This window comes from Anaerohalosphaera lusitana, assembly GCF_002007645.1.
Taxonomy (GTDB): domain Bacteria; phylum Planctomycetota; class Phycisphaerae; order Sedimentisphaerales; family Anaerohalosphaeraceae; genus Anaerohalosphaera; species Anaerohalosphaera lusitana.
Genome location: NZ_CP019791.1, coordinates 859,628 through 872,676 on the forward strand (window position 1 = coordinate 859,628; position 13,049 = coordinate 872,676).

Here is a 13,049-nt window from a genome sequence, read left to right on the forward strand (position 1 = left end):
GCGAAACTAATGGCAAGAAAGAAAAAGAAAATCTCAGCCCGGCGGCAGCACGTCCGCGACACCATCTCCGCCGAACGGCTCGAGCGAGTCAGCAAAGCGGTCAACAGCCCGCTGCCCGCAGCCATCGCCGTACTCGTCCTGTTCATCGTACTCGCAACTGCCATCCTCAGCGTTCAGACTCGTGCGCTCGACACGTTCTTCCAGGACATGTGGCGGCCGTGGTCGCAGATATTCTCCATCGCCGCACTCGTATCGATCATTTCGCTCGGCGGCGCGATGTACGTGCATCATTTCAAGCATCGCATAATCGAACGCGCCCCGCGCGCGATAGCTCTTGCGACGCTGTTTCTGCTGCTGCTCGCGATAACACGCGCAGCGTCCTTCTATTCCGAATGGACATACCTTGCAACAGGCTCAGCGATCACCAGTGCTGTCATCCTCACCATCGCATACGATCAGCGATTCGCGATAGGCATGACGACGTTCTTCTGCATCCTCGCCTGTTTCGCCGCACGAGCGGACGAAGCAACCACGCTCAAGCTCTTCCAGCTTTTCCTGACGATGATCGCAGGCGCGGTCACCTGCTGCTTCGCGCTTCGCGAGATCCGAACACGCATGAAGCTCATCGAAGTCACGACGCTCGCGGCTGTCATCGTTATGCTTGTAGCGACCAGCCTTGGCGTACTGGACGACTGGACCGCAACGAAAATATCCAAAACCAGCGGAGCCGCCGCAGCCGTAACAGTCGCGGTTGGCTTCCTCATTCAGGGCTTCCTGCCGCTGATCGAACGTGCCTTCGGCATCGCAACCAGCATGACGCTTCTCGACTACAGCGACGCCAACCAGCCCCTGCTTAAAAAGCTCGCTATGGAAGCACCGGGCACATTCAGCCACAGTCTGCTGATCGGCAGTATCGCCGAATCCGCCGCCGACTCGATCAACGCCAACGGCCTGCTCTGCCGGGTCGGTGCCTACTATCACGACATCGGCAAGATAAACAAGCCCCCGTATTTCGTCGAAAATCAGATGGGCTCGGCCAGCCGTCACGAGGCACTTTCGCCTGCGATGAGCCAGCTCGTCATTGTAGGTCACGTAAAGGATGGCATCGAGATCGCCCGCGAGTACGGCCTGCCCGCTGTGCTTCGCCAATTCATTGAAACACATCACGGCACGACCCTGATCGAATACTTCTACAACGAAGCGAAAAAACAGGCCGACGAAAAGGGCACCACCATCAGCGACACCGAGTTCCGCTATCCGGGCCCGAAACCGCATTCAAAAGAAGCCGCCATTGTCATGCTCTCGGACACCTGCGAAAGCGCGGTCCGCTCACTCGGCGACGTCTCACCAACCCGCATCGAGGCCGTCGTTCACAACATGGCAATGAAACGCCTGCAGGACGGCCAGTTCGACGAATGCGATCTCACCCTGCGCGAACTCAGTACGATCGAAGAAACGCTCTCAAAATCGCTCGCCGCTCATCACCACGGCAGGATCAAGTACCCGACCCCGCCCGACGAACCACAAAAGGAGAATGGTTAAACATGAGTGCGGGTAATATCGAAATAACACTAAACGTCGAAGCTCCCGATGTCGACATCGACACGCTTCGCGATCTGGTCATGTCGGTTCTTGACCGCTACGACGCTACGGACGCCACGGTAAGCATCTCCATCGTAGGCGATGAGATAATAACCCAGGTCCACCAGCAGTTCCTCGGCGACGAAAAGACAACTGATGTAATCAGCTTCGATCTCTCGGAAGCCGAAAGTGAAAATGAACGGATTTTCGACCTCGTCGTAAACTACGAAATGGCCTCGCGCCAGGCACAGCAGCGATCTCACGACGCCCAGGCCGAGCTCGCCCTTTACATCACCCACGGCTTGCTGCATAATCTCGGCTTCGACGACATCGACCCCGCCGACGCGGAAAAAATGCACAAAGCGGAAGATGAGATTTTACAAACTGCCGGTTTTGGCGTAGTATACGCCGCTCGGCCGAAGGAAAGTTAGCTTAATTACAGGAGAATTTTTAGTGGACGACGTTGGATGGTCAGGCTTATTGATCGCTCTGCTCTGTGGGGGTAGTCTGTTTTTCTCGCTTCATGTTGTGGCCTTGCGCACATTTTCACGCGTGCGCCTCGCCGAATCTTTCAAAGCACGCGGCAAAGAGGATCGCTTCGACGATTTCCTCGACAACGCCGAAAGATATACCCAGGCATGCTCGCTGTACCGACTCGCCTGCAATCTCGGACTGCTGATACTCAGCGTTACCCTTTTCCCCGACACGCCAGTCATCGCGGTAATCGTTGCCGTGATCGTCATCGGCATACTCACCATCGCCGTCCCGCATTCCTGGGCCAAGTACACCGGCGAATGGGTACTCGCCCGCACCTGGTCGATACTCAAACTCACCACCTGGCTGCTCTCGCCCATCGTCTGGCTGCTCAAGCTCCATGATCAGCTCGTGAAAAGACTTGCAGGCGTGCCGGAATCTACCATCGAGGAAATGCACGAGGAAAAACAGGAAGAGTTCCTCAGCGTCGTCGAGCAGGGCCGGCTCGAAGGCATCGTCGACGAAGAAGAACTCGAGATGATCGAAAACGTCCTCGAACTTAACGACAGCACCGCTGCCGAGATCATGACCCCGCGCACGGACCTGATCGCGCTCGATATAAAATCCGACCGCGAGGACGTCCTCCAGACAATCAGCAAAGCGGGTCACTCACGCATTCCGGTCTTCGAAGAGAACATCGACAGCATCATCGGCATGGTCTACGCAAAGGACCTTCTCGCCGAGGTCGGCAAGGAGCCCACCGAGTTCCGCCTGGCCGACAAGATTCGCAAAGCCTATTTCGTGCCCGAGACAAAACCCGTCCGCGACCTGCTGCACGAGTTTCAGAACCAGAAACTGCACATCGCCGTTGTCCTCGACGAGTACGGCGGAACCGCAGGCATCGTCACTATCGAAGACATTCTCGAAGAGCTCGTCGGCGAGATCGTCGACGAATACGAAGAGGCCCAGCCCGAACCGATCGTCGAGCTCACCGAGGACACGTTCGAAGTCGATGCCCGAACACCCATCGACGACCTCAACAACGAATGCGACCTCGACCTGCCCGAAGAAGAGGACTACGACACCGTCGGCGGATTCGTACTGTCGCACCTCGGCTACATCCCAAAAGCAGGCAATACCTTCGTCTACGAGGACCTGAAGTTCCAGGTCTCCGACGCAGAGGCCCGACGCATCCGCCGAATAAAGATCGAACGCATGCACCCGCAAGAGGGAAAGTCAAAGCAAAATGCGAAATAAGGATATCGCAATCTGCCTCCGCACGGTTGACTACTCCGAAACTTCGCAGATCGCAACGCTCTTCTGCCGCGAGGCCGGCAAGATATCCGCAATCGCAAAAGGCTCCCGCCGCAAGAAGAGCTCCTTCGACGGACCGCTCGAAATTTTCACTTACGGCGACGTCATCTACACCTTACCCAAACAGGACGGCTCACTCGCCACCCTCATCGAGCTCGATCAGCGTCCCGTCTTCGTCGGCCTGCGCCACCGTCTCTACACCATGAACTGCGCACTGTTCGCCGCCGAGCTCACCAACAAATTCACCCAGGACTTCGACCCCCATCCGGACCTGTTCGACAATTTCGTACAGTTTCTGCAGGACCTCCGGACCAGCGAAGACGAAACAGCCGCAATCCGCCTGCTCGTCATCTTCCAACTGACACTGCTCAGCGACATCGGCAGCGGACTGATCCTCAGCCGTTGTGCGAACTGCTCCGCCCCGTACAGCTCCACCTGGCCCCGCATCTACTTCACCAGCCAGGCCCACGGCATCGTCTGTCCCGACTGCGAAATATCCTACCCCGACAAGATACGCCTTTCCCGCACCTCCGCCGCCTGCATCTCGGACCTGCAGAAATTCAAGAACGCCGACCCCGACCGCGTTCGCGAAATAGAACGCCTCCTCGTCCGCCACTTCACCGAACTGCTGCACAAACCCCCGCGCATGGCAAAATTCTTCAGTTGACCCCGCCGGCAGGGCGGTTACCTCGCCGCTAAAGCTTCAGCTCAGCAACCACCGGCAGATGATCGCTCGCCTTCGCCGTCACATCGTTCCGCACCGGCCCGCAGTCGACCACGTTACTTGCAATATCATCCGAAACGAAAATATAATCGATCTTCACGCCCGAGCCGACCGTCGCTTCGGCCGGTCCACCACCAATACTGCATGCCGGATCAAGCGTCTTTATTATCCGAGCAACAGCATTCACCGACTGCTTGTCCCCAGCCTCGGTCCCGGGCGGCGGACAATTAAAATCCCCCATCAGGATCGTACGCTCCGGCTGTTCACCAACGATCTCTATCAGCCCCTTCGCCTGCTCGTCCCGCAGCTCGGCCGACTTATGATCCAGATGCGTCACCAGCACCGCATACGTATCGCCCGCCAGCTCAACCCGAGCTTTCAGGCACGCACGCTGCTCATGACCCTCGAACTTCGCCAGCAGATGATTCTCCGTCCCCGCGATCGGATACCGGCTCAGCAACGCATTGCCGTAAAGCCGTTCGCCATCCTTACCGCCATATCGTATCGCCGGCCCGTACGCATAATACATCCCCAGCTTCTCCGCCAGGTACTTCGCCTGATCGACAAACTCCGACCGCGCGCCGAAATTATTGTCCACCTCCTGCAGTCCGACTACATCCGCGCCGCTTGCCTCGATCACCTCCGCGATCCGATCCATATCCAGCACACCGTCCGCCCCCTCGCCGTGATGAATATTATACGTCATCACGCGAACGCTTTTCGAATCGCCATTGCCCGGCACCGCGCAGCCACCCAGCAACCCAACGGCCAATATGCCGGCAACCAGAAATACCCGTTTCGTCAGTCCCGCCATCTCGTTCTCCTTAGCTCCTGCAAATATCAAAACAGATCCTTCTGCTCATGCTCTTCCTTGTCCGCGCCCTTGTAAGGCAGGCCGAGATGATCGCACGCCGCCTTTGTTATCTCCCTGCCCCGCTTCGTCCGCCGCACAAATCCGACCTGCAGCAGATATGGCTCGACCACATCCTCCAGCGTATCCCGCTCCTCGCCCAGCGTCGCAGCGATCGCGTCGATCCCCGCCGGCCCGCCGTCATAAACATTCACCAGCGCCCGCATGAACGACCTGTCCAGCTCGTCCAGCCCAAGCTCGTCTATCTGTTCCATCTTCAGCGCACGCTCCACGATATCCACCGTCAGCCGACCGCTGCCCTTGACCTGTGCATAATCCCGCACACGCTTGAGCAGCCGATTCGCGATACGCGGCGTCCCCCGCGATCTGCTCGCGATCAGCCCCAGCGAATCAGCATCGCTGTCCAGTCCCAACAATCTCGCCGACCGCGCCACGATCTGCGTCAACTGTTCGTCCGAATAGTACTCAAGGTGCAGCAGCATACCGAACCGCCCCCGCAGCGGTGCACTCAACAACCCCGCCCGCGTCGTCGCCCCGATCAGCGTGAATCGCTTGAGCGGGAAATTGATCGTCTTCGCATGCATGCCGCTCTCGACCGTGAAATCAACTTTGAAATCCTCCATCGCCGGATAAATAAATTCCTCCACCGGCGCGCTGAGTCTGTGTATCTCGTCGATAAAAAGAATGTCCCCCTCGTTGACGTTCGTCAGCATCCCCATCACGTCACCCTGCTTCGTAAGCGCGGGCCCCGACGAAACCCGTATTGCCGAGTTCATCTCGTTCGCGATGATATTCGCCAGCGTCGTCTTGCCCAGCCCGGGCGGTCCGTAAAACAGAATGTGCTCCAACGGCTCACCTCGCTGCGCCGCCGCCTGCACCGCGATCTTGAGCTTCTCGCGAACATTGTCCTGCCCCACGCATTCCTCTATCGTCCTCGGCCGAAGCGCCAGACTGAAATTCTCCTCCAGCGGCCCGCCCGAATCCGAACTCAAAACTCTATCTATCGCCATAACGCAAATTCCTTTTCGTCAATCCCTCAGACTTCCGTTCCCTGCTTGATCTTGTACACCAGCGGCACCAGCTCTTCGGCGCTCTTCACATCCGGATGCTTGTTGCTCGCCAGCTCGATCAGCTCCATCGCCTCCGCACGCTTCTCACCCCACGCGACCAGTATCTCCAGCGCCTCCACCTGGTAATTCGCAAAGCTCGCTCCGCCTCCGCCGCCCGCTGCCGTCGTCTCGCCCACCGCATACCCCTCCAGCTTGCCCTGCAACTGCGCGATCATCAACTGCGCCAACCTCTTACCCACCTGCGGCAAAGTCTTCAGCAGCTTCTCATCCCCGCTTTCTATCGCCCCGGCAATCGTCGCCACCGGCAGTGTCAGCGACTTGAGCCCCTTGCGTATCCCCATGCCCTTCACGCTCGTGTACTGATGAAAGAATTCGCGTTCGGCCTCCGACAGAAATCCCACCAGCCTCGGCAGCAAATTCCCGCCGCCCGGCGACCCCTCCAGATACTGCATCGTATAAAACGAAACATCCGAATTGATCTGCCCGGCCAACTGACTCACCGCATAACCCGGCAGCATTATCTCGTAACTGATCGGCCCCACCTTCAGCAATCCGCTCTCAGGCGTCAGACTCGTCAACTTCCCTTCGATCTGTGCGATCATTCTATTCCCTTACCGTTTTCTCTAAATCTGTATCCGTACCGCGTTCGCACAACAAAGCGCCGCCGCTATAGCATCCGCAACGTCGTGCGGCTCAGGCGCCTCCGCAAGCCCGAGCACCGTCTGTATCGCACGCTGCATCTGTTCCTTGCTCGCACGGCCGTGACCGGTCAGCGATTTCTTTATCCGGGTCGCAGAGTAGCTCTTAACTTCCGCGCCGCTCGCCGCCGACTTCTGGAATATCACCCCCCGCGCATGCCCCATCAGTATCGCCGTCCGCGGATGCTTGTAATGAGCATACAGCTCCTCCACCGCGACCACATCCGGCCCATGCTTGTCGAGTATATGTTCCACGTCCGCCGCGATCTGATTCAGCCGCGTCTCCAGGCTCTTGCTCCTGTCCGTCCTGAACACGCCCGCTTCGATCAGCCGCATATCGCGCTGGCCGTCATCGATCACCGAATAACCGCAGACCTGCAGTCCCGGATCGATTCCCATGATCCTCATCACTTACGTCTCCACGTCGAAGCACCGCCGGGCTTGTCCTCCAGCAGTATGCCGAACTCGCTTAGCTTGTCTCGTATCCCGTCCGCAGTTGCGAAGTCCTTGTTCTTCCTTGCCTGCTGACGCTGTTCGATCATCATGCCGATCAGATGGTCCAGCAGCTCTTCGTCGCCCGCGCCGGCCTGTGCGTATTCGTCTTTGACGATCCCCAGCACGTCACCGCCCAGCCGACGGAACATCCCGTCAACCGCCGCAAGCGTGCCCTTCGTCGTCTTCTCGTCTTCCAGCAGCTTATTGCTCAGCTTCACCAGGTCGAACATCACCGACAGCGCGACCGCCGTATTAAGATCGTCGTTCATTGCCCGCTCGAACTTCGCCTTCGCTTCTTCAAGCTGCTTTGCGACTTCCGCATCGATCTCACCCTCAGCCGCATTGCCCATCTGCTTGCGAACCGCGACAACAGCATCCGTTATCCTGTCATACCCGCTCTGCGCACTGGTCAACGCCGCGTCCGAAAAATCTATCGGGCTGCGATAATGACTGTTCAATATCAACTGCCTCACCGCCAGCGGATCGTACCCCCGCGACAGCAGCTCATGCTCACCACTGAACAGCTCCGAGCACAGAATAAAATTGTTCAGGCTCTTGCCCATCTTCGTGCCGTTCACCGTCACCATATTATTGTGCAGCCAGTACTTCACGAAAGGCTTGCCCGTCACTGCCTCTGCCTGCGCGATCTCGCACTCATGATGCGGAAACTGATTCTCCAGCCCGCCGCCGTGAATGTCCACCGTCTCACCCAGATACTTCATGCTCATCACCGAGCACTCCAGGTGCCACCCCGGATAACCCATCCCCCACGGGCTGTCCCACTGCATAATATGGTTCGGCTCAGCCTTCTTCCACACAGCGAAATCCGCCGGGTTCTTCTTCTCCGGATTGACGTCGATCCTCGCGCCCGCCTGCATATCTTCCAGCTTGCGACCGCTCAGCTTACCGTACTCGTTGAACCTCGCAACGTCGAAATAAACCGACCCGTTCGACTCGTACGCAAAACCCTTCTCCAGCAGCTTCTTCACAAGCGCGATCTGCTCCGGTATATGCCCGCTCGCCCGCGGACTGATGTCCGGCCGAACACAGTTCAGCTCATCCATATCCCGAAAATAGCTCGCCGTATAAAACTCCGCCAGCTCCATCGGGTGCTTATGCTCTTTCCTCGCGGCCACCGCCAGCTTGTCCTCACCCTCGTCCGCATCGTCCGTCAGATGCCCCACGTCCGTAATGTTCTGCACATACGTCAGACTGTATCCCAGATACCGCAGATACCGCGCGAGCACATCGAACGAAACATAGCTCTTCGCATGCCCCAGATGCGCATGCCCGTAAACCGTCGGCCCGCACACATACATCCCCACCCGGCCTTCCTGCACCGGCTCAAATTCCTCAACCTGCCTCGTCAGCGTATTATAAAGTTTCAAACCCATTGAAATAACCTCAGTCAGTAACTTCTATCACTTTCAAACTTGTCATCGCGAAAAGCGATTCAATTTTTTGTCATTGCGAGGAGCGTAGCGACGCGGCAATCTCAAAGCCAACGCGTCCAGCAGTCCTTAACCTCACGAATCCGCAAGCGTCCGCTTCAGTCTTCGCCGCAGCAGCACGCTGACCGTCGACTCTATCGCCAGCCCTTCACCGACCGGCCCGAGGCCCTCGTTCGTCTTCGCCTTGATATTCACGTTATTAAAATCAGCACTCAGCAGACTCGCCACGCATCGCTTGATCTGACCCTTATAGGCCCCAAGCTTCGGCTCCTCCGCATGAATGATTACGTCAACGTTCACAACCTCCCATCGCATCTCCTCCATCAGATCACGAACCAGCAGCACCAGAGCCTTACTGTCGATGCCCTTGTACTTCGCGTCCGTATCCGGAAACAGCGTCCCGATATCGCCCGCGCACATCGCGCCCAGCACCGCGTCTATCACCGCATGCAGCACCACGTCGCCGTCACTGTGTCCGAGCAGTCCCTTCGGATACGGCACCTCGACCCCGCCAAGCTTGAGCTCCCTGTCAAGCACCAGCTTGTGGATGTCCGTCCCGATCCCGGTCCTGTACTCGTACTTCAGATCAAGATTCACAGCGTGCCCTTCGTACTCGGTATCTCCTTGCCGACGATCTTCGCAGCCGTACCGAACGCCTGACCGATCGCCTTGAATATCGCCTCGGCAATATGATGGCTGTTCGTTCCGTAGGGCACATTCACGTGCAGATTGAACCTGCCCGCATTCGTGAACGCCCGCAAAAATTCCTCGATCAGCTCCACGTCAAAATCGCCGATCCGCTCCGTACGATACTCAGCGTTGTAAACGCAGAATGGCCGACCCGACAGATCCAGCGCCACGTTTGCCAGCGCATCCTCCATCGGCAGCGAAGAATGTCCGTATCTCGCGATTCCCTTCTTATCGCCCAGCGCATCGTTAAGGCACTGGCCCAGGCATATCCCAACATCCTCGACCGTGTGATGCGCGTCCACCTCCAGATCGCCTTTCGCCTTCAGCGTCAGGTCTATCTTGCTGTGCTTCGACAGGTGCGCCATCATGTGATCGAAAAATCCCACACCCGTATCAACGTCGTACCTGCCCGCACCGTCAAGGTTCATCTCGATGCTGATCTTCGTCTCGTTCGTCTCGCGTTTCAGTTCGGCTGTCCTGGCCATATCTATTCCTCGTTTCCTGTAATATCTTTCAACGCACCCAGAAGGGCGTCATTCTGCTCGGGCGTTCCCACCGTCACCCGCAGTTTATCTTTCAGCTTCGGCAGGTCGAAATATCTCACGAATATGTTCCGCCTTGCAAGTTCTTCGTATATGTCCTTCGCACTCGGCTTGCTTATCTGCGCCAGCACGAAATTCGTCGAGCTGTCCTCAACCGCAAACCCCAGCTCGCGCAGATTTTTCGTCAGCCGCTGCCTCTCCGCTACCACCTTCATCACGTTCGAACGAAAATAGTCCTGATCCTCTATCGCCGCCGTAGCCGCCTCTATTGCGACCGCATCCACGTTATAAGAATCCTTCACCTTCAGCAGCTCACCGATCAGCTCCGCCGACGCGATACAATACCCGAACCGTATACCCGCAAGCGAATAACCCTTGCTCATCGACCGCAGGATCATCACGTTATCCAGCTCCCGCACCAGTCCGACACAGTCCTGCTCGGCAAAGTCCGCATACGCTTCATCCACCAGCAGCACCCCGTCCAGCCTCTCCGCAAGCTCGCCTATCTTCGCCGGCTCTATCTGCTTGCCGCTCGGCGCGTTCGGATTGCATATGATCGTCAACGCTTCATTTGCGTCCGCCAGATTGTCGTAAAGCTCCTCGTCATCAAAATCAACCTCCCACGCGGCACAATCCTGGATATGTGCCAAGACCGGATACAGCGAATAAGTCGGTCCCGGAAAGATCACCGCCCGCTTCTCGTCGCAGAACGCCCGGAACGCGATCGTAAGCAGATCGTCCCCGCCGTTCGTGCACATGATATTGTCCGGCTCCACCCCCAGCACACCGCTCGCTGCGATCCGGAACTTATCGCCCAGCGGCTGCGGATACCGTCTCAACTGCTCGGCCGTGATTCCGCGCACAGCCTCCAGCACCCGCTCGGAAGGGGGGTAAGGATTCTCATTCGTGTTCAGCTTCACCACGTCCAGCCCCTCGGGCTGAAAACCCGGCGTGTACCCCTTCATCCGCTCGATATTCTCGCGTACGTAGCTCATAGCAATAATTTTGTCCCTGGAAAAATCTCAACCGTCCGCACCGAAACCGGCGCGCACACCGCTTTTGTAAACCGTTAAATTATACGGCCTTACCGATGGTAATTAAAGTCTAATCCCGAAAAACTCACACCCCCGGCGGAGCGCACAAACAGCACTCCGCATATTTTTTCGGATTCACTTAGAATTGTCCGGCAGTGACGCTCAGCATGCCCCGCAGATGTCTACTTCTTGCCGCAGTAGTCCACCAGCCGGCTGATCTCCGCACGCAGGTCATGCCGACTGACGATCATGTCCACGAAACCGTGCTCGACCAGGAACTCCGACCGCTGAAAACCTTCCGGCAGCTCGACCTTGATCGTCTGATAGATCGTCCTCGGCCCAGCAAACCCGATCAGCGCCTTCGGCTCTGCGATTATCACGTCACCAAGCATCGCGAAACTCGCCGTAACACCGCCCGTCGTCGGATCCGTCAGAACGGATATGAATAGCCCGCCGGCATCGTCAAATTTCGCCAACGCGGCACTGGTTTTCGCCATCTGACCCAGCGAAACGACACCCTCATGCATCCTCGCTCCGCCCGAGCTGCTCACAACCACCAGCGGCAGGTCCTCTTCCAGCGCCTGATCCACAGCCGCACATAGCTTCTCGCCTACCACCAGGCCCATGCTCCCGCCCAAAAAATTGAAGTTCATCACAGCCAGCATAACACCGCGGCCGCGAATATAACCCTTGCCGCAGATCATGGCCTCGTTACCGACCCCCTTGTTACGGTCCTTTTCCAGCCGGTCCTTGTAATTGTTGCCCTTCCACGCGAAATTCAGCGGATCATCCGATGCCAGATCGCTGCAAAGCTCCTCGAACGCCCCGTCATCCACGAGCTGATTCACACGGGTCCACCCGTCCACGCGGAAATGGTGCTCGCACTTCGGACAAACACCCATATTCTTGTCCACTGTTTTGCGAAACAGCATTTCCTTGCAGGAAGGACACGCAAGCCAAAGCCCCTCGGGCATTTCCTTCCGGGGTTTCAGAGAATAACCATCCCAGGATTTGGTCTTTTTAGCCATATTAAAATCTGCTCCCGGACATCAAAAACCGCCTTCAGCACGCTTCAACCTGCAAAAAGCCCGGGACCATCTCCTTTTAACTCAAACTTCTGTCAGCTTCACGCCGGCAAAATCCAAATTCCGCCGAAAACGCCATTTACTCAACTGCACCCTCACCGCTCGAAGGCGCAAATTCAGTTCAATCGTTGTTTTCCACTAGTTCCAGAATGGCCCGCGATTTTATCATAACCGCAGTCGGATGACCAGCCCATCTTTACATTTTTAGACGTAAAAATCGACCGTATAAATCCTTCGAGGTCTTTCTATAGAGCCTCCGCTCACTTGCCCAGCCGCGATTTTGCCTCTTCCGCTGCGTCCAGCATATAACGTATCGCCTTTGCACGATTGGACTTACCGAAAACAGCACTGCCCGCCACAAAAGTATCCGCTCCGAACCCGACCACCTCCGGCACAGTTTCCGGACTGATCCCACCGTCAACCTCGATTCGAATGTTCGGCCCGACGATCTCGCGTATCGTCACGATTTTTTTCGCAGCCGCAGCAATATACTCCTGTCCGCTGAATCCCGGATGCACCGTCATCACCAGTACCATATCACAAAGCGGTGCGACTTTCTCCACAGTCTCCACGGGCGTCTCCGGATTCAGCGTAACACCGCAGGTTGCCCCAAGCCCGTGCAGATACTTTATAAACTCAGCAGGATCGTCGACTACTTCCACATGAAATGTAATATGATCCGACCCCGCATCAACGAACGGCTTCGCATATTTCTCCGGATTCGTTATCATCAAATGCGTATCGAACACCATATCCGTATGCTTCCGCATTTTCGCCACCACCGGCGGCCCGAAAGTCAGATTCGGCACAAAATGCCCGTCCATCACATCCAGATGCAGCATGTTCAAACCCGCAGCCTCAACCTCTTTGATCTCAGACTGCAGATTTGAAAAATCTCCCGACAAGATCGAAGGCGAAACCTCAAAACTGCCCACCTCAGGTAATCTCTTTCTAGCCATATATATCGCTCCGGCAGGGGGATAACAAAAAACCAGACAGAACCCGCGAGCCCTGCCTGGT

Annotated in this window: 14 protein-coding genes; 4 read left to right on the forward strand and 10 right to left on the reverse strand. The window is 57.0% G+C overall.

Annotated features, from left to right (window positions below):
• Positions 1–9: 9 nt before the first annotated feature.
• The 4 genes from STSP2_RS03715 to recO are packed head-to-tail and all read left to right on the forward strand — an operon-like array spanning position 10 to position 4,036.
• Positions 10–1,542, forward strand: a complete 1,533-nt coding sequence (locus tag STSP2_RS03715) for an HD family phosphohydrolase (protein ID WP_146659968.1) — start codon at positions 10–12, stop codon at positions 1,540–1,542.
• A 2-nt stretch (positions 1,543–1,544) separates the two neighbouring features.
• Positions 1,545–2,012 carry an rRNA maturation RNase YbeY gene (gene ybeY, locus STSP2_RS03720; protein ID WP_169852958.1) on the forward strand — a complete coding sequence of 156 codons (468 nt, stop codon included), beginning with the start codon at positions 1,545–1,547 and terminating at the stop codon, positions 2,010–2,012.
• 22 nt (positions 2,013–2,034) lie between these two features.
• Positions 2,035–3,312, forward strand: a complete 1,278-nt coding sequence (locus STSP2_RS03725) for a hemolysin family protein (protein WP_146659972.1) — start codon at positions 2,035–2,037, stop codon at positions 3,310–3,312.
• Positions 3,302–4,036: a DNA repair protein RecO gene (recO, locus tag STSP2_RS03730; protein ID WP_146659974.1), complete on the forward strand. Its 735-nt coding sequence runs from the start codon at positions 3,302–3,304 to the stop codon at positions 4,034–4,036. Before STSP2_RS03725 ends, recO begins: the two co-directional genes overlap by 11 nt.
• Positions 4,037–4,064: 28 nt before the next feature.
• Here the strand turns inward: recO and STSP2_RS03735 are convergent, their stop codons facing one another.
• The 10 genes from STSP2_RS03735 to rpe all read right to left on the reverse strand — a co-directional run bounded on the left by STSP2_RS03735 (position 4,065) and on the right by rpe (position 12,988).
• Positions 4,065–4,907 (reverse strand): endonuclease/exonuclease/phosphatase family protein, encoded by an 843-nt coding sequence (locus STSP2_RS03735; RefSeq protein ID WP_146659976.1) that lies wholly within the window; start codon positions 4,905–4,907, stop codon positions 4,065–4,067.
• Positions 4,908–4,933: 26 nt separating this feature from the next.
• Entirely contained in the window at positions 4,934–5,974 is a 1,041-nt protein-coding gene (gene ruvB / locus STSP2_RS03740; RefSeq protein ID WP_146659978.1) for a Holliday junction branch migration DNA helicase RuvB, read from the reverse strand.
• Positions 5,975–6,000: 26 nt separating this feature from the next.
• Complete coding sequence (gene ruvA / locus STSP2_RS03745) at positions 6,001–6,636, reverse strand: Holliday junction branch migration protein RuvA (protein ID WP_146659980.1); 636 nt, start codon at positions 6,634–6,636, stop codon at positions 6,001–6,003.
• Positions 6,637–6,657: 21 nt separating this feature from the next.
• Positions 6,658–7,140 (reverse strand): crossover junction endodeoxyribonuclease RuvC, encoded by a 483-nt coding sequence (gene ruvC, locus STSP2_RS03750; protein WP_205847992.1) that lies wholly within the window; start codon positions 7,138–7,140, stop codon positions 6,658–6,660.
• A complete protein-coding gene (gene cysS, locus STSP2_RS03755) occupies positions 7,140–8,621 on the reverse strand; it encodes a cysteine--tRNA ligase (protein ID WP_146659982.1) in 1,482 nt (493 codons plus the stop codon). The genes ruvC and cysS overlap by 1 nt, the downstream gene beginning before the upstream one ends.
• Positions 8,622–8,753: 132 nt before the next feature.
• Positions 8,754–9,275: a 2-C-methyl-D-erythritol 2,4-cyclodiphosphate synthase gene (gene ispF, locus STSP2_RS03760; protein ID WP_236782730.1), complete on the reverse strand. Its 522-nt coding sequence runs from the start codon at positions 9,273–9,275 to the stop codon at positions 8,754–8,756.
• A complete protein-coding gene (hisB, locus tag STSP2_RS03765; protein WP_146659983.1) occupies positions 9,272–9,853 on the reverse strand; it encodes an imidazoleglycerol-phosphate dehydratase HisB in 582 nt (193 codons plus the stop codon). The genes ispF and hisB overlap by 4 nt, the downstream gene beginning before the upstream one ends.
• 2 nt (positions 9,854–9,855) lie before the next feature.
• The gene (hisC, locus tag STSP2_RS03770) at positions 9,856–10,905 is read right to left on the reverse strand and encodes a histidinol-phosphate transaminase (RefSeq protein WP_146659985.1); all 1,050 of its coding nucleotides are present in this window, start codon (positions 10,903–10,905) and stop codon (positions 9,856–9,858) included.
• A 221-nt stretch (positions 10,906–11,126) separates the two neighbouring features.
• Positions 11,127–11,972 (reverse strand): acetyl-CoA carboxylase, carboxyltransferase subunit beta, encoded by an 846-nt coding sequence (gene accD, locus STSP2_RS03775; RefSeq protein WP_146659987.1) that lies wholly within the window; start codon positions 11,970–11,972, stop codon positions 11,127–11,129.
• A gap of 317 nt (positions 11,973–12,289) precedes the next feature.
• Positions 12,290–12,988 carry a ribulose-phosphate 3-epimerase gene (gene rpe / locus STSP2_RS03780; RefSeq protein ID WP_146659989.1) on the reverse strand — a complete coding sequence of 233 codons (699 nt, stop codon included), beginning with the start codon at positions 12,986–12,988 and terminating at the stop codon, positions 12,290–12,292.
• Positions 12,989–13,049: the final 61 nt, after the last annotated feature.

What these genes read in the sequence shown, in the direction of transcription:
- STSP2_RS03715 (WP_146659968.1), top strand. Translation starts at nt 10, where the DNA reads ATGGCAAGAAAGAAAAAGAAAATCTCAGCCCGGCGGCAGCACGTCCGC.
- ybeY (WP_169852958.1), top strand. Translation starts at nt 1,545, where the DNA reads ATGAGTGCGGGTAATATCGAAATAACACTAAACGTCGAAGCTCCCGAT.
- recO (WP_146659974.1), top strand. Translation starts at nt 3,302, where the DNA reads ATGCGAAATAAGGATATCGCAATCTGCCTCCGCACGGTTGACTACTCC.
- STSP2_RS03735 (WP_146659976.1), bottom strand. Translation starts at nt 4,907, where the DNA reads ATGGCGGGACTGACGAAACGGGTATTTCTGGTTGCCGGCATATTGGCC.
- ruvB (WP_146659978.1), bottom strand. Translation starts at nt 5,974, where the DNA reads ATGGCGATAGATAGAGTTTTGAGTTCGGATTCGGGCGGGCCGCTGGAG.
- ruvA (WP_146659980.1), bottom strand. Translation starts at nt 6,636, where the DNA reads ATGATCGCACAGATCGAAGGGAAGTTGACGAGTCTGACGCCTGAGAGC.
- ruvC (WP_205847992.1), bottom strand. Translation starts at nt 7,140, where the DNA reads ATGAGGATCATGGGAATCGATCCGGGACTGCAGGTCTGCGGTTATTCG.
- cysS (WP_146659982.1), bottom strand. Translation starts at nt 8,621, where the DNA reads ATGGGTTTGAAACTTTATAATACGCTGACGAGGCAGGTTGAGGAATTT.
- hisB (WP_146659983.1), bottom strand. Translation starts at nt 9,853, where the DNA reads ATGGCCAGGACAGCCGAACTGAAACGCGAGACGAACGAGACGAAGATC.
- hisC (WP_146659985.1), bottom strand. Translation starts at nt 10,905, where the DNA reads ATGAGCTACGTACGCGAGAATATCGAGCGGATGAAGGGGTACACGCCG.
- accD (WP_146659987.1), bottom strand. Translation starts at nt 11,972, where the DNA reads ATGGCTAAAAAGACCAAATCCTGGGATGGTTATTCTCTGAAACCCCGG.
- rpe (WP_146659989.1), bottom strand. Translation starts at nt 12,988, where the DNA reads ATGGCTAGAAAGAGATTACCTGAGGTGGGCAGTTTTGAGGTTTCGCCT.